The 24,079-nt window shown below is 73.5% G+C and carries 20 protein-coding genes and 1 pseudogene; 4 read left to right on the forward strand and 17 right to left on the reverse strand.

The window, feature by feature from the left end:
• The first annotated feature begins 27 nt into the window (after window positions 1–27).
• Window positions 28–252 (forward strand): hypothetical protein, encoded by a 225-nt coding sequence (locus Pma05_RS31055; RefSeq protein ID WP_203861050.1) that lies wholly within the window; start codon window positions 28–30, stop codon window positions 250–252.
• Between the two features lie 33 nt (window positions 253–285).
• On the opposite strand, the gene Pma05_RS31060 is transcribed toward Pma05_RS31055, so the two are convergent.
• Together Pma05_RS31060 and Pma05_RS31065 are read right to left on the reverse strand one after the other, a co-directional pair.
• Window positions 286–489, reverse strand: a complete 204-nt coding sequence (locus tag Pma05_RS31060) for a hypothetical protein (RefSeq protein WP_101370542.1) — start codon at window positions 487–489, stop codon at window positions 286–288.
• Window positions 490–678: 189 nt separating this feature from the next.
• Window positions 679–1,854: an FAD-dependent oxidoreductase gene (locus tag Pma05_RS31065; RefSeq protein ID WP_203861051.1), complete on the reverse strand. Its 1,176-nt coding sequence runs from the start codon at window positions 1,852–1,854 to the stop codon at window positions 679–681.
• Between the two features lie 84 nt (window positions 1,855–1,938).
• Between Pma05_RS31065 and Pma05_RS31075 the strand changes: the two genes are divergently transcribed.
• Window positions 1,939–2,736 (forward strand): TetR/AcrR family transcriptional regulator, encoded by a 798-nt coding sequence (locus tag Pma05_RS31075; protein ID WP_239313438.1) that lies wholly within the window; start codon window positions 1,939–1,941, stop codon window positions 2,734–2,736.
• 168 nt (window positions 2,737–2,904) lie between these two features.
• Here the strand turns inward: Pma05_RS31075 and nrfD are convergent, their stop codons facing one another.
• From nrfD to Pma05_RS31105, 6 genes and pseudogenes are all read right to left on the reverse strand, one after another.
• Window positions 2,905–3,933: an NrfD/PsrC family molybdoenzyme membrane anchor subunit gene (gene nrfD, locus Pma05_RS31080; protein ID WP_239313440.1), complete on the reverse strand. Its 1,029-nt coding sequence runs from the start codon at window positions 3,931–3,933 to the stop codon at window positions 2,905–2,907.
• A gap of 67 nt (window positions 3,934–4,000) precedes the next feature.
• On the reverse strand, window positions 4,001–4,972 hold the full coding sequence (locus tag Pma05_RS31085) for a 4Fe-4S dicluster domain-containing protein (protein WP_203861052.1): 972 nt from the start codon (window positions 4,970–4,972) through the stop codon (window positions 4,001–4,003).
• 28 nt (window positions 4,973–5,000) lie between these two features.
• A pseudogene (gene fdh / locus Pma05_RS31090) lies at window positions 5,001–8,264 on the reverse strand (formate dehydrogenase); the annotation flags it as partial.
• A gap of 57 nt (window positions 8,265–8,321) precedes the next feature.
• The gene (locus tag Pma05_RS31095) at window positions 8,322–8,612 is read right to left on the reverse strand and encodes a hypothetical protein (protein ID WP_203861054.1); all 291 of its coding nucleotides are present in this window, start codon (window positions 8,610–8,612) and stop codon (window positions 8,322–8,324) included.
• A gap of 299 nt (window positions 8,613–8,911) precedes the next feature.
• The gene (locus Pma05_RS31100; RefSeq protein ID WP_203861055.1) at window positions 8,912–9,985 is read right to left on the reverse strand and encodes a glutathione S-transferase family protein; all 1,074 of its coding nucleotides are present in this window, start codon (window positions 9,983–9,985) and stop codon (window positions 8,912–8,914) included.
• A 133-nt stretch (window positions 9,986–10,118) separates the two neighbouring features.
• Window positions 10,119–10,937: an isocitrate lyase/PEP mutase family protein gene (locus Pma05_RS31105; RefSeq protein ID WP_203861056.1), complete on the reverse strand. Its 819-nt coding sequence runs from the start codon at window positions 10,935–10,937 to the stop codon at window positions 10,119–10,121.
• Window positions 10,938–11,072: 135 nt separating this feature from the next.
• Between Pma05_RS31105 and Pma05_RS31110 the strand changes: the two genes are divergently transcribed.
• Window positions 11,073–12,095 carry an ArsR/SmtB family transcription factor gene (locus tag Pma05_RS31110; RefSeq protein WP_203861057.1) on the forward strand — a complete coding sequence of 341 codons (1,023 nt, stop codon included), beginning with the start codon at window positions 11,073–11,075 and terminating at the stop codon, window positions 12,093–12,095.
• 112 nt (window positions 12,096–12,207) lie between these two features.
• Entirely contained in the window at window positions 12,208–12,708 is a 501-nt protein-coding gene (locus Pma05_RS31115) for a DUF1990 domain-containing protein (protein WP_203861058.1), read from the forward strand.
• Between the two features lie 154 nt (window positions 12,709–12,862).
• Here Pma05_RS31115 and Pma05_RS31120 read toward each other — a convergent pair whose 3' ends face one another.
• The 9 genes from Pma05_RS31120 to Pma05_RS31160 all read right to left on the reverse strand — a co-directional run bounded on the left by Pma05_RS31120 (window position 12,863) and on the right by Pma05_RS31160 (window position 24,055).
• Window positions 12,863–13,783 carry a DNA-3-methyladenine glycosylase family protein gene (locus Pma05_RS31120; protein WP_203861059.1) on the reverse strand — a complete coding sequence of 307 codons (921 nt, stop codon included), beginning with the start codon at window positions 13,781–13,783 and terminating at the stop codon, window positions 12,863–12,865.
• Between the two features lie 307 nt (window positions 13,784–14,090).
• Window positions 14,091–15,053 (reverse strand): Pecanex-like protein 1, encoded by a 963-nt coding sequence (locus Pma05_RS31125; protein ID WP_239313442.1) that lies wholly within the window; start codon window positions 15,051–15,053, stop codon window positions 14,091–14,093.
• A gap of 749 nt (window positions 15,054–15,802) precedes the next feature.
• On the reverse strand, window positions 15,803–16,441 hold the full coding sequence (locus tag Pma05_RS31130) for a hypothetical protein (RefSeq protein ID WP_203861060.1): 639 nt from the start codon (window positions 16,439–16,441) through the stop codon (window positions 15,803–15,805).
• Window positions 16,442–16,752: 311 nt separating this feature from the next.
• Window positions 16,753–17,505 carry a zf-HC2 domain-containing protein gene (locus Pma05_RS31135; protein WP_203861061.1) on the reverse strand — a complete coding sequence of 251 codons (753 nt, stop codon included), beginning with the start codon at window positions 17,503–17,505 and terminating at the stop codon, window positions 16,753–16,755.
• Window positions 17,502–18,194 carry a sigma-70 family RNA polymerase sigma factor gene (locus Pma05_RS31140; protein WP_275414778.1) on the reverse strand — a complete coding sequence of 231 codons (693 nt, stop codon included), beginning with the start codon at window positions 18,192–18,194 and terminating at the stop codon, window positions 17,502–17,504. Before Pma05_RS31140 ends, Pma05_RS31135 begins: the two co-directional genes overlap by 4 nt.
• 165 nt (window positions 18,195–18,359) lie before the next feature.
• Window positions 18,360–19,217 (reverse strand): spermidine synthase, encoded by an 858-nt coding sequence (locus tag Pma05_RS31145; RefSeq protein ID WP_203861063.1) that lies wholly within the window; start codon window positions 19,215–19,217, stop codon window positions 18,360–18,362.
• 250 nt (window positions 19,218–19,467) lie between these two features.
• Window positions 19,468–20,430 (reverse strand): hypothetical protein, encoded by a 963-nt coding sequence (locus Pma05_RS31150; protein ID WP_203861064.1) that lies wholly within the window; start codon window positions 20,428–20,430, stop codon window positions 19,468–19,470.
• Window positions 20,427–22,910 (reverse strand): AAA family ATPase, encoded by a 2,484-nt coding sequence (locus Pma05_RS31155; RefSeq protein WP_203861065.1) that lies wholly within the window; start codon window positions 22,908–22,910, stop codon window positions 20,427–20,429. Before Pma05_RS31155 ends, Pma05_RS31150 begins: the two co-directional genes overlap by 4 nt.
• Complete coding sequence (locus Pma05_RS31160; protein ID WP_203861078.1) at window positions 22,910–24,055, reverse strand: exonuclease SbcCD subunit D; 1,146 nt, start codon at window positions 24,053–24,055, stop codon at window positions 22,910–22,912. Before Pma05_RS31160 ends, Pma05_RS31155 begins: the two co-directional genes overlap by 1 nt.
• Between the last annotated feature and the right edge of the window lie 24 nt (window positions 24,056–24,079).

Below are 24,079 nucleotides of genomic sequence, written 5' to 3' on the forward strand. Positions count from 1 at the left end.
TTCGCAGGTCAGGGCTATCTTCGCCGGATGCGGGGCTGGGTGTGCGTCTGCTGCGGCCGGTGGCAGGTGAGTGTCGAGCGGATCGCCGGGAGATACCTCTACCGGCTGGCGTACCGCTATCGCCCGGACGTGGGCGGGGTGGACGTACTCGGGGAGGTGGGCTCGATCGCGGCGCTGGAGCGGCTGCTGCTGGCCCGTACCCCGGTGACCCTGGCCGACCTGCGCGAACGTCCGGCCGGCCGGGCCTCGTGAACCGATCTGTGTCTGTCGGGGTCGTCGCGGTGCCTAGAGCGCCTTCGCGATCTCGGCCAGTACGTCGGCCGGGACCTCCACCGCGGTCTCGTGCGCCGGAATGTCGAGCTGGGCCAGCGCCTCCGGGTCGGAGACCCGCCACCCCTGGACGATGAAGGTGTCCCGGTCGGTGCGGTACAGCGACGGGCAGTTGTTGACCTGGGACTGTGCGGTCTTACGAATGAAAGTGAGCTTCACAATCGGGCCTCTCGCTCCTTTTATGCCACTTTGGGCCGGATGCCCCAGCGGTCTGTGTTGCATTATGGGCTAATCGGGACGTTCGGGCACGGATCACAGGAACGTGGTGGCGTGAATGTAGGTGAACGGACGATTCATCTCGCGTTGGATCCGGGGCTTTTTCTGGTATCGGCCCCCGGATGCCGCAGCTCAGGCGCGGGTCTCGGACGGGGGTCGCCAGTCCACGTAGCGGGCCATCGAGCGGAGCGCGACCCGGGGTGGGGTCAGCCGGACCATCACGTTCCGTAGTCCAACCGCCAGCGGATTGCGCAGTTGCTGGCCGAACCGGCCAACCAGGTAGGAGGCCCGTGCGATCTGCTGGCTGCGGGGGCGGCGCTCGGTGTCGTACCGGGCCAGGCCGGCGGCCACGTCGGTCCCGCCCGCCAGGCTCAGCCCGAGTACCACCGCGTCCTCGATGGCCTGCGCGGCGCCCTGGCCCAGATTCGGCGTCATGGCGTGCGCGGCATCGCCGAGCAGTGCCACCGCACCCGTCACGTAGCTGCCCAGCGGGGTGCCGAGGTGGTAGAGGTCGTTCCGGAGCACCGTCTCCGGGCTCGTCGCGTCCAGCAGCGCCGGGATCGGGGCGTGCCACGACCCGAAGCGCTCCCGGACCGCCGACAACTCGTCCGGCGCCCGCCCACCCTCCGGCGCGTTCACCGCGCCGAACCAGTAGATCCGGCCGTCGCCGAGCGGCACCGTCCCGAACTCGGCGCCCGGCGCCCAGGTGATCCCCACCAGCGGCTCACCGGCCCACGGCTGGTCCGTCACGCCCCGCCAGGCGGTGGTGCCGACGTAGACCGGTGCGGGCGCGTCCGGCCACAACCGGCGGCGTACGACGCTGCGCAGCCCGTCCGCGCCGATCACCAGGTCGGCCCGGAGTGTCGTACGGGTGCTGTCGGAGACGTACGTGACCTCGGCCGGCGGGCCGGCGACCACCTCGACCACCTCGGCCCCGGTGACCGTGGTCGTGCCCTCCGGCAGCGCGTCGCGGAGGATCCCGTGCAGGGTCGCCCGGTGGATGCCGAGCGACTCCGTGCCGAGCTGGTCGACCAGGTCGGCGGCGTCGAGCCGGGCCAGCCAGCGGCCGTCGGAGGTGCGGGTGCCACCGGACGCCTCCACCCGGCCGGCCGCCCGGATCCGCTCGTCGACGCCGAGCGACGCCAGCCCGGTCAGCGCGTTGGAGAAGAGCGCGATGCCCGCGCCGACCGCCCCGAACGCGGGTGCCCGCTCCAGGACGGTCACCTGCCAGCCCTGCCGGCGCAGCGCCAGCCCGGTGCAGAGCCCGCCGATCCCGGCGCCGACCACCACCGCCGTCCGATCCACCATCGCGCCCACCTCCGAGAAACCAGTTCTTCTACAGCTGTAGAAGGGCATACTACAGGCGTAGAAAAGTGGAGTGGAGGGGCACGGGTGGGCGCACGGCGGGACCGGTTCGCCGTCATCACCGACGCCGCGATCGAGCTGGTGGCGGAGCTGGGCATGCGGGGGCTCACCCACCGGGCGGTGGACGCCCGGGCCGGACTGCCGCTCGGGTCCACCTCGGCGTACTTCCGGACCCGGAAGGCGCTGATCGAGGCGGTCGTACGCCGCCTCGCCGACCTCGACCGTGCCGACTTCGAGGCCACCCAACTCCCTACCGACCTCGACCGTGCCGACGTCGAGGCCACCGAAGTGCCCACCCAACTGCCCACCGAGGCGACCAGCGGACCGCCGACCGGGGCCACCGAGGCCAGCGGACTGGCGACCGAACTGCCTACCGAGGCGATCACCGGGTCGGCGGTACCGGCCGGCGGGGGTGGATCGCTCGGGCCCCGGGAACTCGACCAGCTCGCCGGTCGGATAGCCGGCCTGCTCGACCGCTGGCTGACCGACGGGCGTACCCGGACGCTGGCCCGGTACGCCTGCCTGCTGGAGGCCACCCACCACCCAGAGTTGCGGGAGATCCTGTCGTACGGCATCGCGTTCCGGACCCAGGCCCGGGCGCTGCTCGCCCGGGCCGGAGCGACCGATCCGGAGCGGACCGGCAACCACCTCGTCGCCTGCGTGGACGGGCTGCTCTTCGACCGCCTCGTCGGCGCCGGTTCGCTCACCGCGCCGGACCCGGGGAGCGAGCAGAGCCGGCAGGACCTCCAGCAGGCCGTCCGGACCGTACTGTTCGCGATGGCCGGCATCTCGGAGTTCGGCGCCCCGGAGACCGGCGACGCCTGACCGGGTTGCCGGGACCGCCCCGGCACCCGATCCTCCGCCGGCCGGACGGGCCGGGTCAGCGACGGCGGGTGCGCCGAGACGCCGGGACGGTCCGCCTTCCGGCGAGGATCGCCGCCGCGCAGGTGCCGAGCACGATGCCGGCGAACGGCAGGAACTTGGTCACGACTCTCACGATCGGGGCTCCCGCCTGCCGGTGCGGGCCGCCAGCCGTTCCCGCTGCGGCTCCACGGTGTACTTCGGATCCCGCGCCGAGGCGACCCCGGCCTGGAAGATGCCGAACCGGAGGCAGATCGAACCGGCCAGCATCGCCGCCGCGCCGGCCACCGTCGTCGCCCGGCCACGCCGGGCGCCGGCCGCCACCGCCAGCGCGCCGGCCGCGCTGAGCAGCTTGCCGGCCCGGAGCAACCCGCCGGCCTGGCCCTGTCGCATCGGTTCGGCCACCATGCCGAGCCGGCGCTCCATCCGGTACGCCACCGCCAGCTCGGTGGCGGCGCCGAGCAGCGCGGCGCGGCGGGCCGGCCGGGCCTCCGGGCCGGGGGCGGCGAGCAGGCCCAGCGCACCGGCCGAGGCCGCCGCCGAGCCCCCGAACAGCACCGGAAGTTCCCGGTGCGCCTCGTGCCACAGTGGTATGGCGGTGTCCGCGAAGAGCGCCCCGGTGTACGACGCGACGGCCGGCCCGAGCGTGGCGGCGCCGAGCGTGCCGAGCCGGCCGAGCCGGGGCAGCCGACCGGTGACCGCGCTGCCGGCGGCGAGCAGCGCCAACGGGCCGTACCCGGCAAGCAGCCAGGAGCCGACGTTCATCGGCGAGGTCACCTTGACCACCCGCAGCATGTGCAGGAACCGTTCCGGGCGGCCGAGGTCGTGCACGAGCGAGTAGAGCGAGCCGCCCAGCGCGACCGCGGCACCGGCCTTCAGCCCCCGGGCCAGTCCCGGCCGGCCGGTGAGTTCTGCGGTGGCGGCCAGCGCCGACGAGGCACCGGCCAGCCCGCCGAGGAACAGGTAGCCGGCGATGTCCCCGGCCGCCCAGGTCGGCGGCTTGAGTACCGGCCGGCCGTAGTACGACCGGAACTCGGCCCTCGGCACCATCAGCCGCTCGCCGCGCTGCCGCCGCCCGGGGCGACCGGACGAGCCGATCAGCGCGTCCCGCTCGACCGGCAGGTCGGGCGCGGTGTCGAGGCGTACGTCGGTGTGGGTCATCGGCGGGCTCCGGACGTGGTGACGGACGGGCGGCTCCCGACCAGCGGGCCGACCGCCTGGCGGCAGGTCATCGGCGGGCTCCGGGAAGTGACACGGCGACCAGGGCGGCGAGCAGCCCGGCGGCGACCAGTCCGGCCCGGCGCCACATCGCCGGCAGGTCGCGGGTGGTGACCACCGGGTCGGGTGGCAGCCCGTACACCTCGGGTTCGTCGAGCAGCAGGAAGAACGCGCCGGCCCCGCCGACCCCGTCGTGTGGATCCGCGCCGTAGAGCCGGGCGCTCTCCACCCCGGCGTCGTGCAGGTCGGACACCCGGGCGGCGGCCCGGGCCCGCAACTCGGACAGCTCGCCGAACTGGATCGAGTCGGTCGGGCAGCTCTTGGCGCAGGCCGGCTCCTGGCCGACCGAGAGCCGGTCGTAGCAGAGGGTGCACTTCCAGACCCGGCCGTCGTCCTCGCGCTTGTCGATCACCCCGAACGGGCAGGCCGGTACGCAGTAGCCGCAGCCGTTGCAGATGTCCTCCTGCACCACCACGGTGCCGAACTCGGTACGGAACAGCGAGCCGGTCGGGCAGACGTCCAGGCAGGCGGCGTGCGTGCAGTGCTTGCACACGTCGGAGGACATCAGCCAGCGGAAGTCCATCCCGGGCACGGTGTCGACGTGCCCGTCCGGCGGTGCCGAGCCGGGCATGCCGAGCGAGACGGCGGTCCGGCCGCCCGCCGAGCGGCGCAGCTCGACGGGTACCTCGGTCGGGGCGAGCTGCGCCTCCTGCCGGCCGAGCCGCCGGGGCTGCTCGACGAAGGCCACGTGCCGCCAGGTGTTCGCGTCGAGCTGGGCGGTGTTGTCGTACGACATGCCGGTGAAGGTCAGCCCGTCCTCGGGTACGGCGTTCCACTCCTTGCAGGCCACCTCGCACGCCTTGCAGCCGATGCAGACGCTGGTGTCGGTGAAGAAGCCGACCCGTTCCGGTGGCTCGGCGTACCCGCCGACGGTGGCCGGGTCGCGCCGCTCCGCGGTCGTCTCGCGCAGGTCGGGAGCCATCCGCTCACACCTCCGTGCCGGTCGCCGTGGTGATCCCGGCCTTGCGCTGGTACTCCCGGACCAGCGCCACCCGCTCCGGCCCGCGCGGTCGCCGCCCGGGGCGGATGTCGGCGGAGAACGCCTTGCTCTCCTGGATGTGCGAGTTCGGGTCCAGCGAGATCGAGGTGAGTTCGTTGGCCGCGTCGCCCCGGCTGTAACCGTTCGGTCCCCAGTGGAACGGCAGGCCGATCTGGTGCACCACCCGCCCGTCGACCCGCAGCGGGGCGATCCGCTCGGTCACCAGCACCCGGGCCTCGATGGCGTTGCGGGCGGTGACGATGGTGGCCCAGCCGCAGTGCACCAGCCCGCGTTCGGCGGCCAGTTCGGGGGAGACCTCGCAGAAGAACTCCGGCTGCAACTCCGCCAGGTACGGGGTGAACCGGCTCATCCCGCCGGCCGTGAAGTGCTCGGTGAGCCGGTAGGTGGTCACCACGTACGGGAAGGTCTGCGCGCCCCGCTGTGAGCCGTTCGGGTGGTATCTGTTCTGCTCGTGCGGTCGGAGCAGCCGGGACGGGTTGCGCTGCTGGCCGTAGAGCGGATTGTCCACAGGGGAGTCCTGCGGCTCGTAGTGGGTCGGCATCGGCCCGTCGAGGACCCCGGCCGGCGCGTAGAGCCAGCCGAGCCCGTCGGCCTGCATGATGAACGCGTCGGTGCCGCGCAGCGCGGCGACCCCTCGGGCGCCCTCCGGCGGCTGGTAGTCCGGTGGCTTGGTCGGCTCGAAGTCGGGTACGTCGTACCCGGTCCACCTGCCGGCGTCGGCGTCCCACCAGACGTACTTCTTGCGTTCGCTCCACGGCTGCCCGTCCGGCCGGGCCGAGGCCCGGTTGTAGAGCAGCCGCCGGTTCGCCGGCCAGGCCCAGGCCCACTCCGGGGAGACCCAGTGCTGCTCCTCGGCCGGCTTGCGCCGGGCGGCCTGGTTGACCCCGTCCTGGTACACCCCGCAGTAGATCCAGCAGCCACAGACCGTCGACCCGTCGTCGGCCAGTTCGGTGTACGTCGACAGTGGCCGGCCGTCGGCGTCCCAGCCGTTGATCTCGGCGAGTACCGCCTCGGCGTCCGGTTCGGCGGTCCGGCCGATCGTCGGGTAGTCCCAGGTCAGGTCGAGGATCGGTCGGTCCTTCGGGTCGGTCGAGCCGGCCAGCTTCTGCCGGATGATCCGGCCCAGGTGGTACATGAACCAGAGTTCGCTGCGCCGGTCGTCGGCCGGCTCGACCGCCTGGTGGTGCCACTGGAGCAGCCGGTTGGTGTTGGTGAAACTGCCGTCCTTCTCGGTGTGCGCCGCCGCCGGCAGCACGAAGACCTCGGTGCCGATCCGTTCGGTGACGAGTTCGCCGGAGGCGATCTCCGGTCCGTCCTTCCACCAGGTGGCGCTCTCGATCATCGCGAGGTCCCGGACGACCAGCCAGTCCAGTTTGGCCATGCCGAGCCGCTGCATCCGGGCGTTGGACGAGCCGACCGCCGGGTTCTCGCCGAGCAGGAAGTAGCCCTTGCAGGCGCCGTTCATCTGCTCGATGACCGTGTCGTAGTGCGAGTGGCTGCCGGTCAGCCGGGGCAGGTAGCCGAAGCAGAAGTCGTTCTCCGGCGTCGCTGTCGCGCCCCACCACGCCTTGAGCAGGCTGACCGTGTAGGACCGCATGTTCGCCCAGAACCCCTTCCGGGCGGCGTCGGCGAGGATGAAGTCGTCCAGGTTCTGTGTCTTGTGCGCGTGCGGCATCGGGATGTAGCCGGGCAGCAGGTTGAACAGCGTCGGTATGTCCGTCGAGCCCTGGATGCTGGCGTGCCCGCGCAGCGCCTGGATGCCGCCACCGGGCCGGCCGATGTTGCCGAGCAGCAGTTGCAGGATGCTGGCCGAGCGGATGAACTGCGAGCCGTCGGTGTGCTGGGTCCAGCCGACCGCGTAGACGAACTCGCTGGTCCGCTCCGGGCCGGAGTTGTCGACCAGTTGCCGGCACACCTGCGCGAAGACCTCCGGCGGGATGCCGCAGACCCGTTCCACCATCTCGGGGGTGTAGCGGGCGAAGTGCCGCTTGAGGATCTGGTAGACGCAGCGCGGGTCGGACAGGGTCAGGTCCCGGCGGGGTTGACCGTCCAGGGCGGCACTGCCGGAGCCGAACTTCTCTTCCCGGCCGGCGCCGTGCCCGTTGCGCTCCGCCGCCCCCTCCGCGTCGTCCTGGAGGCCGTGCCCGGCCGCCACCCGGGCCTCGAACTGCCTGTCCCGCTCGCCGGTCGCCGAGACCAGGTGTACGCCCTCGTACTGCCAGCTCTCCTCCCGGTAGGTGTGGCTCTCCGGGTCGAATCCGGAGAAGAGCCCGTCCAGGTCCTCGGTGTCCCGGAACCGCTCGTCGACGATGGTCGAGGCATTCGTGTACGCCAGCACGTACTCCCGGAAGTCCTTCCCCTCGGTCAGTACGTGGTTGATGATCCCGCCGAGGAACGCGACATCGGTGCCGGCCCGGATCGGCACGTACAGGTCGGCCAGCGCGCTGGTCCGGGTGAACCGGGGGTCGACGTGGATCACCGTGGCGCCCCGGGCCTTGGCCGCCAGCACCCACTGGAAGCCCACCGGATGCGCCTCGGCGAAGTTGGAGCCCTCGATCACGATGCAGTCGGCGTGCTGGAGATCCTGCATGAAGGTGGTCGCGCCGCCGCGCCCGAACGACGTACCGAGGCCGATCACCGTGGAGCTGTGGCAGACCCGGGCCTGGTTCTCCACCTGGACCACCCCGAGCGCGGTGAAGAGCTTCTTGATCAGATAGTTCTCCTCGTTGTCCAGGGTGGCGCCGCCGAGGCTGGCGATACCCATCGTCCGGGCCACCCGGGTGCCCTCGTGCTCCTCCTGCCAGGTGTCCCGCCGGGTCCGGATCACCCGCTCGGCGATCATCTCCATCGCGGTGTCGAGGTCGAGGTCCTGCCACTCGGTGGCGTACGGCGCCCGGTAGCGGACCTTGGCCAGCCGGCGCGGGTCGGTGGTGAGTTGCAGCGAGGCGGCGCCCTTCGGGCAGAGACGTCCCCGGCTCACCGGCGAGTCCGGGTCCCCCTCGATCTGCACCACCTGCTCGTCCCGGACGTAGACGTTCTGCGCGCAGCCGACCGCGCAGTACGGGCAGACCGACTTGACCACCCGGTCGGCGTCGGCGGTCCGGGCGCGCAGGTCGGCGCTGTGCCGCGACTTCACCGCGGCCGCCCGCCCGGTCCGGTCCGGACCGGTGAGCTGGCGCCAGACCGGCCACGACCCGATCGGTAGACCCCGCACCTGCGCCTCCTGTCGTCGATGGCCGCACCACCGGCACTGCCCGGGGCGGCCCGTCCGCTAGCGGTCCGGTCGAGCCAGCCCGTCGGCCCGGGCCCGGTCCCGCATCCAGTCGCGCACCCGCCGCGACGTCGTCGGGTTGACCTCACGCGGATTCACCAGGGCCTGGGTGCGGGACGGCAGGACGCCGGGGCGCTGTCGTTGCGCCCGGGTCACCGTGCCGCCGCCGTCGGCCGGGATCCCGGTGCCGACCAGGTACGCCTGCCCGGCCGGGATGCCCAACGTCGCGCCGATCTCCTGGTAGCTCCGGCCCAGGCCGACCAGGTGCAGCACCGTTTCCTTGCTCGCCACGCCGCCCCCGTTCGCCGTGCCGACCGGTACCCACCGGCCGACCGCCAACCACCGACAAGCCTCTCATTTCGCCCGGGGCGCCGGAGCCGGTTTGCGCTCCGCGCACCGCGATCGGTGCGCCGCGATCTGCGCACCGCGATCGGTGCTGGCCCTCTCGCACCGCGAACAGCGCTGGCGGGTCGAGGCGGACCGCGATGGGGGTGGTTGGCAGGCACTCCCAGCGTGAGCAGGTGCTGGACGGACATGGCGCAGGGCCGCTCCCCGTCAGGCTGCGACGGGAAGCGGCCCTGCGTGACCGGTCAGTCCGCCAGCGGGGTGTGCCCGGCCGGCACGGTCTCGTCGGCGCGCGGCGGTGGCGGCGGGGTGCCGTCCCCGAACGGGCGACCGCCGAGCGCCTCCCGCCCGTGCGGCTCCAGCCAGTTCCGCAGGTCCGGCCCGAGCGGCACGACCCCGGTCGGGTTGATGTCCCGGTGCACCTCGTAGTAGTGCCGCTTGATGTGGTCGAAGTCGATGGTGTCGCCGAACCCGGGCGTGCCGAACAGATCCCGGGCGTACGCCCACAGCACCGGCTGCTCGGCCAGCTTCTGCCGGTTGCACTTGAAGTGCCCGTGGTAGACCGCGTCGAACCGGACCAGGGTGGTGAACAGCCGGACGTCGGCCTCGGTGATGGTGTCCCCGACCAGATAACGCTGCCCCTCCAGCCGGGCCGAGAGCCAGTCCAGCCGGTCGAAGAGCCGCCGGTACGCCTTCTCGTACGCCCGCTGGCTGCCGGCGAAGCCGCACCGGTACACCCCGTTGTTGACGTCGGCGAAGACGACGCCGTTCACCTCGTCGATCTCGCCCCGCAGCGCCTCCGGATAGAGGTCGGGCGCACCCGGCCGGTGGTACGCCCGCCACTGCGTCGACAGGTCGAGGGTGATCTGGGCGAAGTCGTTCGTCACCACCTGCCCGGTCGGTACGTCCACGATCGCCGGCACCGTGATCCCGCGCTCGTACCCCCGGAACCGGGCGAAGAACGCCTCCTGGAGCCGCTCGATGCCGAGCACCGGGTCCCGGCCGCCCGGGTCGAGGTCGAAGGTCCAGCTCCGGGCGTCGTGGGTCGGCCCGGCGATCCCCATCGACAGCACGTCCTCCAGCCCGAGCAGCCGGCGGACGATGGCCACCCGGTTCGCCCACGGGCAGGCCCGGCTCACCACCAGCCGGTATCGGCCGGGCTCCACCGGATAGCCGTCCCGACCGTCGGCGGTGATCCGGGTGGCGATGTAGCGCTGGTCCCGGGTGAACTCGCCACCCGGGTTGACGTAGCTGCCCTCGGTGCTGCTGGCCTCGGCGGTGCTGCCCGCTGTCGTGCTGCCCTCTGTGGTGTTCGACATTCCGCTATCGTTCCCCAAACTCTCCCCGGATCCACCGCCGGAACGCCCCGAACCGACCCGACCCGCCCGCCCCGGGCCGGTGTCAGTAACGCCCCGAACCGAACCGAGCACACCCGCCCGCCCCGGGCCGGTGTCAGCGGCGCATCAGCTCGTTGATCGCCCCGTAGTCCAGTGCGTCGGCGAGGGCGTCGTAACCGCCCGACCCGTACGCCTCCTCGGCGGCCCGCCGGACCACCGCGTACGCCGCCTCGGCCACCGCCGAGCCGAGGCTGACCCGGGCCACCCCGAGCTTGGCCAACTCGGGCACGGTCGGCGCACCGGGGCCGGCGAGGACGTTGACCGGTGCCGGGATGCCGGCGACCAGCGCCGCCACCGTCTCCGGGTCGACCACTCCGGGTACGAAGATCCCGTCGGCACCGGCCCGGAGGTAGTGGGCCGCCCGGTCGAGGGTCTCCGGTACCCCGCCGGCACCGCGCAGGAAGGTGTCGACCCGGGCGTTGACGTACAGCGGCACCCCGACCTCGTCCGCGACGGACCGGGCGGCGGCCAGCCGGGCCGACTGGTCGGCGACCTCGCGCAGCCCCGGGCCGCCGCCCGGCGCCGCGTCCTCCAGGTTCACCCCGACCGCGCCGGCCGCCAGCACCGCCCGGACGGTCTCGGCGACCTGCTCCGGGGTGGTGCCGAACCCGGATTCGATGTCGGCGGTGACCGGCACCGAGACCGCGCCGGCGACCCGCCCGACGAGTTCGGTGGCGAGTTCCCGGCCGAGGACGTCGCCGTCCGGGGCGCCGAGACTCCACGCCACCCCGGCGCTGGTGGTCGCGACGGCCTGCGCGCCGGCGATCGCCACGATCCGGGCACTCGCCGCGTCCCACGCGTTGACCAGGACGATCGGGGTGGACGGGACGTGCAGGGAACGGAACAGTTCGGCGCGGCTGCGTTGATCGCTCATGCCCGGTAGTCTCCGCCGCCCGCGCGTCGCCGCCGTATTCTTTCAGCGCTGGCTAAAACGACGGTTCCGGCCAAACGACGGGTCCGGTCAAGGCGACCGGCCAAACGACGGGTCCGGTCAAAGCGAAAGGTCGACGTGGTCTCCATCGGTCTGCCGGGCGGTGCGGTCGCCCGGATCCGGTTCGCGATCTCCTGCCTCTGGGAGGTCGCGGCCAGCGTCCGGGTGCTGCGCGACGCCGGCGACCACGCCGTGCACCTGCCCTGGGCGACCCGGGTACGCCCCCGGCTCGTCGACGCCGGGCTGATCCCCGCCGGCCCGGCGCACCCCGGCCCGGACGGCGGTGCCGGGGCGGCCGGCGGCGGGTTGCTCTGGCAGCTCATTCCGGCCGGGCCGCACTACCTGCCCGACTTCCTCACCCCGGCGCCCGACGGGCTGGACCCGGACCTCGACACCGAACTCGCGGCGCTCCGGGCCACCCCGGCCGAAGTGGTCCGGGCGGACCTCGACCGCTACGCCGGCCGGCACGCCCCGGCAGTGCGCCACCTGCACGCCGACCCGGCCGACGGGCTGCGCCGGCTCACCGACGAGATCGCCCGGTACTGGCGGATCGCGCTCGCCCCCGACTGGGCCCGGATCCGGCTGCTGCTCGACGCCGAGGTGCACCACCGGGCCCGACGGCTCGCCGCCGACGGTGCCGCCGGACTCCTCAACGACCTGCACCGCCAGGTCCGGTGGGAGGGGGAGACGCTGGCGATCGCCCAGCAGCACTGCACCGCCGCCGACGTACCGACCGGGAACGGACTGGTACTGATCCCGTCGGTCTTCGTCTGGCCCTCGGTGCTCAGCGTCGCCGCCGGCCCGGCGCCGCAGCTCGGGTACCCGGCCCGGGGCATCGCCACGCTCTGGGAGACACCCCGGCAGGCGTCCGACAGCCTGGCCGCGGTACTCGGCCGGGGCCGGGCCCGGGTACTCGCCGAGATGCGGGCGCCGGTCTCCACCACCGAGCTGGCCCGGCGTACCGGGCTCTCGGCCGGGGGCGTGTCGCAGCACCTCACCGTGCTCCGGGCCGCCGGGCTGGTGGCCACGCACCGGGCCGGGCGGACGGTGTTGAACAGCCGTACCACCGTCGCCGAGGCGCTGCTCTCGGTGGCCGGCTGAGTCGACGAGTGTGCTCCGGCACGGTGCCGGGGCGCGGCGGTTAGGCTGCCCGACGGAATCGACGCCGTACCCGTGGCCCACGGCGGGTACCCCTGCGAGGAGGCGGCACGCGATGCCCGGACTGACCTATCCGGAGGTCGGCGCGACCCGTACCGGCCGGCTGCCGTCCGGATACCAGCACCTGCGGTACCGCGCCGCGCTGCCGTCGGGCGCCTTCGAGGCGGCCGGCGAGGCGGTGCTCTCCTGGCGGATGCACCGGGCCATCGGGGTGCGGATCGACGCCAGCGCGCCCCGGGCCGAGCCGGGCTGCACGGTCACCGTCGGGCTCGGGGTGGGTCGGCTCCGGCTGGCCGCACCCTGCGAGGTGGTCTGGGCGGTACGCGACGACCGGCGGGCCGGCTTCGGCTACGGCACCCTGCCCGGGCACCCGGAACGGGGCGAGGAGGCGTTCCTGGTGGAGCGCGCCGACGACGGCGGGGTGTGGTTCACCGTCACCGCGTTCAGCCTGCCGGCCAGTCCCCTGACCCGGGCCGCCGGCCCGCTGGTCCCACTCTTCCAGCGCGGGTACGCCTGGCGCTGCGCGTCGGTACTCCGCCGGCTGGTCACCCGCTGACGACCGCCCGAGGTGCCAGCCGGCCGTAGGGCGGAGCGGGTGGCGGCGAGTGGCGGCGGGTGGCGGAGGAAATTCGTGGGCCGGATCGCCGGACTCGGGGGCGGCGATACGGGACCCGGCCCGCCCGACCCGCCGGAGAGAGGGCGTCGCCGGTTCAGAACCGGGCGAAGGAGCGGATCGGCATCCGGGGACCGAACCGGGGCGCGTGGTGACCGCCCGCTTCGAGTAGCAGGCAGACCCGGCCACGGTGGCCCCGGAACGGCTCCAGCAGGGCCAGCATCCGGTTGTCGTCGCCGCGTACCTCGCCGGCCAGGGCCCAGGCGACCGTGTTCGGGATGTGGTAGTCGCCGACGCTCACCGCGTCCGGGTCTCCGAAGGCGATCCGGACCACCTCGGCGGCGGTCCACGGGCCGATCCCGGCGACGGCGGTGAGCCGACGGGTCGCCTCGACCGGGTCGGCGCAGCGCTCCAGCCGGTCCGCCTCGGCAGCCGCCCGGCGCAGCGTCTCCGCCCGCCGCTGCTCCACCCCGAACGGGTGGAACACCCAGTACGGCTGACCGGCGATCACCGCCGGCTCGGGCGGGACCCAGAGCCGCGCCAGCGGGCCGGGAGCGGGTACGCCGAACCGGCGCACCGTCGCCGAGTACGCCCGGAACGCCTCCTTGCCGGTGACCTTCTGCTCCAGGATCGCCCGGAGCAGCCGGGGGAAGATCTGCCCGGTGGCCGGTAGCCGGAGCCCTCGGTGGGTGCTGGCCAGCCGGGCCACCAGCGGGTGCCCGGCGGCGAGCCGGTCGAAGCCGGTCAGGTCGTCGCGGAGTCCGGCCACCGCGTCGGCCCGGTCCACCACCCAGGCCCCGCCGGGCCCGTAGCCGTCGGCGACCAGGTCGCCCCCGACCCGGCGCAGCGCCAGCGTCCCCGGCCCGGCCGGGGTCCGGGTGGCCCACCAGAACGTGCCGTCGACGAACCGGGCGCAGGGGTCGTGCGCTCCCATCGCCAGCGACCGGAGCGAGCCGCCGAGGTCGTAGCGCTCCGGCGGGCGCAGCAGCCGGCTCGCGGTCGGCCCGGTGTCGGTCACCCGGACACTCTGCCACGCGGGACCGGAGAAGGGCGGACTCGCCGGTACCAGCGCACTCCTACTCCACCCGGAACGGCAGGCCGACCGTGTTACGACAGGACGGCACCGGAACGCCCGTGCGCGTTCCGGTGCCGTCCGGCCTGTAGCGGTGTCAGGTGTGATCCGACCCGGTCTCCTCCTCTCGGGTTCTCGTCGTCGGACTGACCTGGTGGCGGTGGGGGTTGGGGACCGGTCACCGCCGGGTGGTGCGGGTTGTGGCGGGAGCGTTACACCGCTGCGGCCGCCGGCCGGCCGGAGCCGGCCGGGATCACCGGACGGTGATCCGCACTACGTCGAAGGCCGGCACCTGGTTGGCGCGGGTCATCATCGGGATCCGGTGCGAGCCGTCGCCGGCCCACACCGCGCACTGCGCGGTACCCCGCTGCGTGAGCCCCGGCACGGTCACCGTGACGGTGTCCGGCTGGGCACCGCCCCGGCCGTCCTCGGTCGCCACGAAGAACGCCGGGACCGGCGCCGGGTCCGGCGCGTTGCGGTTGCTGGTCAGCATCCGGCAGGCGGAGTGGAAGTGGCCACGGACCAGGCCCTCCTCGGTGAGGAAGGAGCTCTCCTTGTAGTAGCCGCCCTGCGCGGCCGGCAGGAACCGGTCCCGGACCAGGTTGCGGGTGCTGACCTGGAGCGTGAACTGCTGGTTGACCCGGACCGAGTTCGGCGCCTGGGCGATCAGCAGCGTCGGGTTCTGCTCAGGGCCGCCGACCTCACCGAAGGCGGTGCCGACGCAGCGCGGGCCGTTCTGGAAGCCGTCGTGCGCCTGGAGGCCGCTGTCGGAGCAGTCCGCGCCGAGCGGTTCGAGTGCCGCCGGGTTGCCCGGGGCGGCGCTGCTGCTGGTGCCGGGGCTCGGGGTGCAGTTGGTACCGCTGCCGGGGCGACCGCGCTGGGCCAGGGTGCCCGGCTCCTGCCCGTCACCGGGGTGCTGGACGGCACCGTGGTCCTGGTACGACCGGGTCTGCGGCTTCGCCGCCGTGCCCGGGCCCTCGGCGGCGGCCGAGGAGGTCGGGTTCGGCGTACCCGGGGCGCTGGTCGCCGGGGCCGGAGCGGTCGGGCATGGCTTGGCCGCCGGCGGCCGACCCCGGCCCCACGTACCGGCGTTCGAGACCTGGGTCACCGTGATGATCGCGCCGAACACGCCCAGCGTGGCCAGTACGGCGATCAGGCGCTTGTTGCGTGGTGGTCGGTTCGAGCGCCGCGAGGAGCGGACGGGGGTGTTCTTCACGTGGTGCCACCTCTTCCTTAGAGGGTTCGGTCAGCGAGGTCGGATTTCAGCGGGACCAGGCTGGTGGTGCCGACAGCCAGGAGGTCGTCGGCCGGGGCGGGATGCTGGGCGGGCCGACGGCCAAGCGGGCCCGGATGTCCGGCGATCGGCGCGCTGTCGACCCGGTGGGGGTCACCGGGCGCGGCGCTGGCCAGGGAAATTCGGCGAAGCGACGGACGATCGTAGTCGCCGCGTGGCAACCCGTATATCGTCTCCATCTTCCCGCCTTTCCGAATATTCAGCCGGTAACGGTGCGAAAAAAACCGTACGGAATGCGTTGGCTGAGAGTCAAACCGCAGTAGAGAAGATAGGGATCTCTTGAGGCCCACTTAAAAGGAAATTATGTTTCGGAGGGCGAACCATCGGCAGGGCCGTCGGGCCGGTCGCCGGAAGGTGTCGTCCACGCTCCGGAAAAGCCTCCGCGATCGTGCTCCGGAAGCCTCCGTGGTCGGGCTCCGGAAGCCTCTGTGGTCGTACTCCGGAAAGCCTCCGCTGTGGCCCGGTCGGGGCGGTCTGGACAGGCCGCGACGCCGGCCCCGACAGGGTCGGCGTCGCAGCCGGACATCGACGGTTGCCGCGCGCCGAGTCCGGGATCACAGCGGCGACCGACCGCGCCTACCCTGGCAACGGCCGGCCGCCGGGTCTGTGGGACAGCACCCGTGGGTACTGCGGACGAGTCCGCAGCCCCTCTTGCCGAGCGCCTGGACGGTTCAGTAGTTGAGCGGGGGCTGTTCCTCGTCCTCCGCTTCGCCCGGCGGCGGAGCGATCGGCTTCGGCGTACCGGTGGGCAGGCAGCTCAGGTTCTTGGTGCCGGTCGGGGTCACCACGAACCAGGTACCGCCGACACCCTGGCCCTTCCACTGTCCGGGCTTCTTGTCGCCGAGGTAGCGGTACACCGGCCAGCCGCCGATGGTGATCTGCTTGGTGCCGTCGGCCCGGGTGACCGTGCCGACCTTGTCGGCGGCGACGCCCTTGAGATCCGGCTTGCCGTTGGTGAGCGCGGGCGGCCACACCCGGGCACACTCGCCGGCACAGGTCGTCGTCGGCGGCTTCGCAGAGTCCTGGTCGAAGCGGTAGAGCACCCAGCCCTTGTCGTCGGTCACCACCTGACCCATCCGGGGGACCCGTTTGCCGACCAGCCCGGCGGTGACGTCCACATCGGCCACCTCGACGGGCTGCGCGGCCGGCTCGGCGGTGGGTTCGGCGGTCGGCTCGGCGACCGCGTTCGCCGCCGGTTTCGCATTGCCGGCGGTATTGTTGTCCGGGGTGGTTCCCGCTGGTGCGCAGGCCGTCAACGCGGCCAGCGCCGCGCAGGCCAGAACGACGACGGTACGCTTCGTCGGTGCCACGTCCCCTCCTCTGCTGGACAGGTTGCCGGGAAGTACGGCCGCCTCGGCCGCCCGGATGAGGCTATTCGCAGTGGACAATTTCACAGCGAAACCTTGAACTCTTGCGCGGTGCCGGTCCGTACAAATCAAGAGCCGTCGTGGCGACGTGCTTTTCGATCGCGGCAAAACCCCTGACAGCGGGTCGGTGACCCGATTTCGGGCGTGCGATTATCCGAGGAGTGGCGTCACCGGGACAACGCGTATCCGCCGGCTCCGGCTCGAGCCGGGAAACTCCGGGCCGCACCTCGGGTCACGAAGTGCGGCCGGCACGGTCAGGCCGGTACGGTCACCAGGCGGTCCACCGAGCCGTCGTCGTTGAGCACCTGCACCTGGAGCTTGCCGATGTCGTCCAGGCCGGTGGAGGTGGCGGTCTCCAGCGTCAGCGGGTTGGGCTGGGCCGTCGTGCCGTAGCCGGCGGCCGGCACCTTCCAACTGGAGAGGGCCTCGATCTCGCCGTTCTTGTGGATCAGCACCAGCCGGCACTTCTTCGGGCCGGACACCCCGCTCAGCGTGTACGAGATCCGGGTGCCCCAGGCGGTCGACCCCAGGACCACCTCCAGGTGTGCCCCGCTGGCCGGGTCGGTGGCGGTGGACCGCTCGCCGGTCGGCGCGGGCCGCCCGGTGGCTCCCGGGCTGCTGGTGACCGTGCCGGCGCCGGGCGGCTGCGCGGTCGTCCCCGGATCGGCGATCCGGGTCCCGGTGAACAGCGCCACGCCGCTCAGCGTCGCCACCAGGACCACCCCGGCCGCGAGACTGTAGAGCCGCCGGCTCCGGGCCCGCCGCCGGTCCGCGCCGACCGCCGCCACCACCCGCTCGAAGAGCTGGCCGTCGGTCTCGGCGCGCTCGGCCACCATCAGGTCGTGGCCGTCGACCTCGCCGAGCAGGTCCACCACCGGCAGCAGCGACTCCAGCTCCAGTCCGCACTGCGGGCAGCCCGCCAGGTGCTCCTCGAAGCGCACGGCGTCCCGCTCGTCCAGGACGCCGAGGGCGTACGACGCGACGTCCCGGTGGATCTCGGCGCTCACTCGGTCACCCCCCGCTCCAGCAGGGCGGCGCGGAGTGCCCGGAGCGCGTAGTAGACCCGGGACTTCGCGGTGCCGAGCGGCAGCCCCAACTCCTCGGCCGCCTCCGGCACGGTGCGCCCCTGGAAGTACGTCGCCACCAGCACCTCCCGGTGCGGCTGGCTCAGCGTGCGCAGGGCATCCGTGATGGTCATCATCCGCAGCACCCGGTCCGTGTCGTCCGACTCGGAGAACCCCTCGAGATCGCGGTCGTACGTCTCGGCGGGTCGGGCCTGCTCGCTGCGGTGGTCGTCGATCACGATCCGCCGGGCAACGGTGACCAGCCAGGGGCGCAGCGACGACTGGCCGTGGGTGCCGAGCCGGTGTGCGTTGCGCCAGGCGCGTAACAGCGTCTCCTGCACCACGTCCTCGGCGCGTTGGCGGTCGCCGCCGGTCAGCCGCAGGACGAACATCAGCAGAGGTTTGGCATGTTCCTCATAGAGCACTCGAACGAGCTCGTCGGAGTGCCTCGTCTCGGCGGGGGTCGAATTGTGGCGGCCGGCAGCCGGTCGCGATGTCACCGGCCCATCATTCCGTCCGTTTGGCCGCGCGTCGAGACTTTTCTGGTACCGAATTGCCCGGCGTTGGGAGGTGGTGCACATTCGTCCCGGCATGAGTGTGTCGCCATGCCATCCCCCGGCTACCGCCTGCATCCCACCCATACCTCCGCGTCGAAGGCGTGTGAGCCGGCCCCCCGCCTGGGGCCCGGTCGATCCCGCCGCGCAGAAGTACGGATTCCGGCCCGGGTCGGATCAACGCAGCTCGGAGAAGTTGTGCCGGGACCTGCGCCGCAGCGACCGTTCAACCGATGTGTCCGACTAGATGGCGATGTGGAAAGTGCCCGGCGGGGGTGGTGCGGAGGGCCGGGCGGCGGTGTCGGTGACCACCCGGGCACCGTCGGTGAAGCGGTCCAGGTCGGCGCCGGCCAGCACCCGGCCGGGAAACCAGTCTCCGGCGGTGCGCCGGACCAGTTCCGGCACCGGCAGTTCGGCCCGGCTGGCGGCCAGCACCAGGTTGCCGTACCGTCGCCCGCGCAGCACCGCCGAGTCGGCGATCAGGCAGACCTCGGGGAGTACGGTTCGGACGGTGGTGACCTGGGCGCGGGCATACCGCAGCGGCGGGCCGTCCGCGACGTTGACCAGGTGCACGCCGCCGGGGCGGAGCACCCGGGCCGCCTCGGCCGCGAACTCCACTGAGGAGAGATGCGCCGGGGTACGCGCACCGGCGAAGACGTCGGCCACCACCACGTCGTAGCTGCCGTCCCGGATCGTCCCGAGCACCTCCCGGGCGTCGCCGACCCGGACCCGCAGCCGGGGATCGGCTGGCCAGGGCAGTTTCTCCCGGACCAGGTCGACCAGGGCGGTGTCAATCTCGACGACCCGCTGCGTCGAGCCGGGCCGGGTGGTGCAGAGGTAGCGGGGCAGGGTCATCGCGCCGCCGCCCAGGTGCAGCACCCGGAGCGGCTCGCCGGCCGGCGCGACGAGGTCGAGCACGATCGCGATCCGGCGGACGTACTCGAATTCCAGGTGGGTCGGGTCGGCGAGGTCGACGTGCGACTGCGGCGCCCCGTCGACCAGCAGGGTGTAGGAGCCCGGCCGGTCCGGGTCCGGGCGCAGCTCGGCCAGACCGCTCGCCACCTTCACCGCGAGCGCGTCGGTCCGCCGTTTCCGCCCCACCGCTGAAGTATGGCCGCCGGGCCGCCCGGTCGGGGCGGGGGTCGGCGGAAGGAGCCGTTCCGCACACCCCGCCCGGTCAGCGGGGTTAGGGGCTGTCTCGTGGATCTCGGTGGAGCGAGGCGGAGTCCAGGCGGTGATCCGGCAAGGCGGAGGTTTGTCCGGATACCGGTGTCGTATCCGGGCGAACCTCCAACGCCGCCGGGCGCCGTCTGGGCCCGCCGCAGCCCGCCAGAGATCCGCGAGACAGCCCCTAGGCGGGCCCGGCGGCCCGGGTGGTGGCCAGGGTCAGCGCGCGGTGCAGCAGCCGGCCGTCGCCGAGCCGGGCCCGCAGCCGGCGTTCCAGCCCGGCGATCGGGATCAGGTTCTGCGGGGCCCGGGGATCCTTGTAGGGGGTGGAGGCGAACCTCGGCAGCGTGACCAGGGAGAGGTTGGCCAGCTCGATCGCCTGCTGTTCGGCCAGTTCGGCCGAGCACTCGACCCGGACGATCCCGGCCCACGGGCCGCGCCCGGAGCCGGGCAGCCGCAGATACCACGAATAGCCGCCCCAGGCCGTACCGAGCCGGAAGACCGGGGAGCGTTCCCGGGCGGCCAGCCCGGTGACCAGCGCCGTGTGCCGGGCGTCGAGGTATTGGCTGTGCTGGGTCTTGATGTAGCCGAGGGTGCGCGGCAGTTGCCGCCGGCTGCGCAGCGGGCCGTCCACCACCAGCAGGTCGCCGTCGTCCCGGACCGCGCCGGAGACCTTCACTTCGAGCGCGGTCAGCGGCCCCTGGACCGCCGCCGGCAGCTTGCTCAGCTCACCGGTCCCGCTCAGCCGGTGTACGGCGTACCGGATCTGCCCCGCGACCACGTCCTGCGCGGACGGGCTGGCGGTGAAGAGTCCCCGTTCCACCTCGGCACCGGCCAGCTCGGCGGCGCCCCTGCGCAGGTCGCACCGGACCACTCCGGCGGCGTACGAGGCGGCCAGCCCGGGGAAGGAGGTGCCGTCCGGTTCCTCGGTCCAGACGCTGGCGTCGATCCGGCGTACCCCGTCGACCAGCAGTACGACGTCCGGCGGCTCGACGGAGTCCGGGGCGGCGAGCGGGTGCCACTCGTCGGCGGGCAGCTCGACGTCGGTCTGCACCTGGGCACTGCTCGGCGCCGCCGGGCCACCGGCCGCCTCGAAGGAGGCACCGTAGGCCGGATCCCAGGCGTCGACGAAGAGCCGGGCGCTCACCGGCCGGTCCGTTCCACCCGGGAGCTGCGGGCGTCCTTGCGTACCTCGAACCGGACCGGGATCCGCTCGGCCAACGCCGGTACGTGGGTGACCACCCCGACCATCCGGTCGCCCCGGGCGGCGAGGTTTTCCAGGGTGGCGGCGACGGTGTCCAGAGTGGATGCGTCCAGGGTGCCGAAGCCCTCGTCGAGCACGATCGACTCCAGGCTGGCGGTGGTGGTCGAGAGCCCGGCGAGCTGTTCGGAGAGGGCCAGCGCCAGCGCCAGCGAGGCTTGGAAGGTCTCGCCGCCCGACAGCGTCCGTACCGCCCGGCGCAGCCCCGCGTCGTGGTGGTCGAGTACGAAGAACTCGCCCTTGTCGTGCGCCAGGTCGTACTGCCCGTCGGTGAGTTCGCGGAGGATCCGGGAGGCCCCGTCGACCAGCATGTCGAGCGCCTCGGCCAGCAGCCAGCGCTCGAAGTTGTTGGCCCGCAGGTGCCCGGCGAGCGCCTTGGCGACCCGGGACTCCCGCTCGTGCCCGGCCCGCTGCTCGGTCAGCTCCCGGGCCTGCTCCCGGCGCTCGACCAGCCGGCGGTGCTCGGCCTCGGCCCGCTCGACGGCGACCACCGCCAGCCGGACCGGGTCGGCGTCGGCGGCCGGCCGGTCCAGCCCGACGGCGGTGAAGAGCGTGGCGATCCGTTCCCGCACCCCGTCGACGCCGTCGTGCGCCTCGGTCACCGCCGAGGCGGCGCCGGCCCGGTTCGCGCGTCGTTGCTCGGTGGCCCGGGCCGCCCAGCCGGCGAGCCCGGTCCAGGCGGCGGTCACGTCCGCCCGGTCGGCGGCCGGCGGGCCGAGTCGGGCCACTCCGTCCCGCACGGTGTCGAAGGCGTGCCAGGCGCCGCGCAGCCGCTCCTCGGCCGCCTCCACCCCGGCCCGGGCCCGCCGGGCCGTTTCCCGGGCCGCCCGTACCGCGCCGCCCGCCGTCTCCAGGTCACGCCGGAGCCCGGCCAGCAGGTCGAGCCGCTCGCGCAGCGCGGCCGGGCCGGGGGAGTCGGCCAGCCGGGCGTCGAGGTCGGCCATCCGGGCGGTGAGCTGCTCGTGCCTGGCCCGGGCCTGGTCGAGGGTGCGTTCCAGGTCCCGGGCGGCCCGGTCCCGCTCGGCGACCAGCCGGTCGGCGGTGTCGGCGGCGGCCCTGGCTGCCTCGCCGGCCTGCTTCGCGGCGGCCACCGCCGAGCCCGCCGGCAGCGGCGGCACCTCGGTCACCGGCTGGGTGCAGACCGGGCAGGGCGCCCCGGCGTGCAGGTGGGCCCGGAGCGCCGCCGCCCGGTCGGCGGTCTGCGCCTCCTGGTAGGCGACCCGGGCCGCCTCCAGTTCCGCACCGGCCCGCTCCGCCCTGGTCCGGGCCGCCGCCAGCGCGGCCACCGCCGCGTCATGGTCGGCACCGGCCGAGTCCAGCGCGCCGGACAGCGTCGCCGCCTCGCCGGCCACCTGCGTGCGCTCGGTGTGCGCCTGTTGCAGCAGCCGGAGCGCCGCCGGGTCGCCGGCACCGGCCAGTTCGCCCCGGAGCTTCTCCTCGCGTTCCTCGGCCACGGTCACCGCCGCCGACGCCTCGGTCGCCGCTTCCCGGGCGGTCGCGACCGCCTCGGCGACCACCGCGAGGTCGCGGGGTGGCCGCACCCGGGCCAGTTCGGCGAGTTCGGCGTCGAGCGCGGCCAGTTCGCGTTCGGCCTCGGTCGCGGCGGTACGCGCGGCGCGCAGCTCGGGTACTGCCCCGTCGACCCCCTCGGCCAGCTCGCGCATCGCGTCCACCCGGGCGGCGGCATCGGCCAGCGCCTCGTCGTCGATCCCGGTGAGCCCGTCGAGTATCCGGTCGACGGCCTCCAGCGCGGCGTCGGCCCGGCCAGCCCGGGCGGTGGCCCGCTTCTGCACCTCCTCGTAGACGCCGAGGCCGAGCAGGTTGACCAGGATCTGCTGCCGGGTCGCCGGCTTGGCGTGCAGGAAGTCGGCGAACTGCCCCTGCGGCAGCAACACGCAACTCGTGAACTGCTCGTACGGCAGCCCGACCGCCTCCAGCACCGCGTCGTCCATCTCGGCCGGGGTACCGGCGACCACCTCGCCGAGGTCCTCCGGGGACAGTCCGGTGTCCAGTTTGGTCACGTCGAAGCCGGGCGGCATCAGTTGCAGCCCCGCGTTGCCGGTCTTGACGTTGCCCCGGCTGTCCCGCCGGACCACCCGGGTCGCCACGTAGCGCGCACCGGCCGACTCGAAGACCAGCCGGACCCGGGCCTCGGCGGCCGACGGCGCCAGCGCGTTCGCGATGCCCCGGGCGCCGCCCCAGCGCGGCACGGTGCCGTAGAGCGCGAAACAGATCGCGTCGAGCACGCTGGACTTGCCCGAACCGGTCGGCCCGACCAGGGCGAAGAAGTCCGCGTCGGTGAAGTCGACGGTGGTGGCGTCGCGGAAGGCGGTGAAGCCGGCCAGGTCGAGCCGGAGCGGACGCACTATTTGGTCGCCTCCTCGTAGAGTTCGTCGAACAGCTCGCGTACTCCGTCGTCGGCCTGGCCCCGGCTGGTCAGGTAGTCGCCGAACAGCTCCCGGGGGGAGCGTCCGGCCCGCTGGGCGGCCCGGGTCGCACTGGAGGTCGGCAGCATCTCCGGGTCGATCCGCACCTCCAGGGCCCGGGGCAGCAACTCCTGTACCTCCTCGCGCAGCCCGGCTCTCGGCGCCTCCCGGACGTAGACCCGCAGCCAGGCCGTGCGGTCGTCGACCTTGGCGAGTTCGGCCAGGGTGCCGCGTACGGTGCGCAGCGGCGCTGCCGCCGTGATCGGTACCTCCCGGACCCGGGCGGCCGTCCGGGTGCTCACCTCGACGATGCTGACCGAGGGGCGGTTCTCCTCCTCGCCGAAGTCGATCGGGAGCGGGCTGCCGCTGTAGCGGATGTGGCACGGCCCGAGCACCTGCTGCGCCCGGTGCAGGTGCCCCAGCGCCACGTAGTGCGCGCCGCCCGGAAACACCGAGGCCGGTACGGCGTAGTTGAGTACGGTGTGCGCCTCCCGCTCACCGCCGCCGGTCCGGGCACCCACCACGGTCAGGTGCCCGGTGACCAGGTGCACCCGGTCGGGCTCGTCGAAGCTCTCGGTCAGCCGCCCGAGTACCCGCCCGACGTGGTCCGCGTACGTCTGCACCGCCTCGGCAGCGGTCAGCTCGTACATCTCGACGGCCCGAACCGCGTACCGCTGGGAGAGGAACGGCAGCGCGACCAGCCGCCACGCCTCGCCACCGGCGGTGGTGCCGTCGATGACGTGCTCGGCCGGGTTGTCCCGGACGCTGCCCCGCAGCGCCACCCCGGCGGCCTCGGCCCACGGGCGCAGCGCGTCCAGTGCCGGGCCGTTGTCGTGGTTGCCGCCGATCGCCACGACCTGGGCGCCGGTGCGGCGCAGCGCGGAGAGCGCCCGGGTGACCAGCCGGGTCGCCTCCGGGGTCGGCGCGGCGGTGTCGTAGAGGTCACCGGCGACGATCACCAGGTCGGGTGACTCGGCCTGGGCGACCTCGACGAGCTGGGCGAGGGCGTCCCGGTGCTCGCCGATCCGAGACTGTCCCTTGAGGACCTTGCCGACGTGCCAGTCGGAGGTGTGCAGGATCTTCACGGCCGCCCGACCTCTTCTCCGTTC

Origin of the sequence: Plantactinospora mayteni (assembly GCF_016862935.1) — a bacterium.
Classification (GTDB): domain Bacteria; phylum Actinomycetota; class Actinomycetes; order Mycobacteriales; family Micromonosporaceae; genus Plantactinospora; species Plantactinospora mayteni.

Bases quoted from the DNA above. Each gene is read 5' to 3' on its own strand.
- Pma05_RS31055 (WP_203861050.1), top strand. From the start codon at position 28: ATGCGGGGCTGGGTGTGCGTCTGCTGCGGCCGGTGGCAGGTGAGTGTC.
- nrfD (WP_239313440.1), bottom strand. From the start codon at position 3,933: ATGACCCACACCGACGTACGCCTCGACACCGCGCCCGACCTGCCGGTC.
- Pma05_RS31065 (WP_203861051.1), bottom strand. From the start codon at position 1,854: ATGGTGGATCGGACGGCGGTGGTGGTCGGCGCCGGGATCGGCGGGCTC.
- Pma05_RS31105 (WP_203861056.1), bottom strand. From the start codon at position 10,937: ATGAGCGATCAACGCAGCCGCGCCGAACTGTTCCGTTCCCTGCACGTC.
- Pma05_RS31100 (WP_203861055.1), bottom strand. From the start codon at position 9,985: ATGTCGAACACCACAGAGGGCAGCACGACAGCGGGCAGCACCGCCGAG.
- Pma05_RS31140 (WP_275414778.1), bottom strand. From the start codon at position 18,194: ATGCAGGCGGTAGCCGGGGGATGGCATGGCGACACACTCATGCCGGGA.
- Pma05_RS31085 (WP_203861052.1), bottom strand. From the start codon at position 4,972: ATGGCTCCCGACCTGCGCGAGACGACCGCGGAGCGGCGCGACCCGGCC.
- Pma05_RS31115 (WP_203861058.1), top strand. From the start codon at position 12,208: ATGCCCGGACTGACCTATCCGGAGGTCGGCGCGACCCGTACCGGCCGG.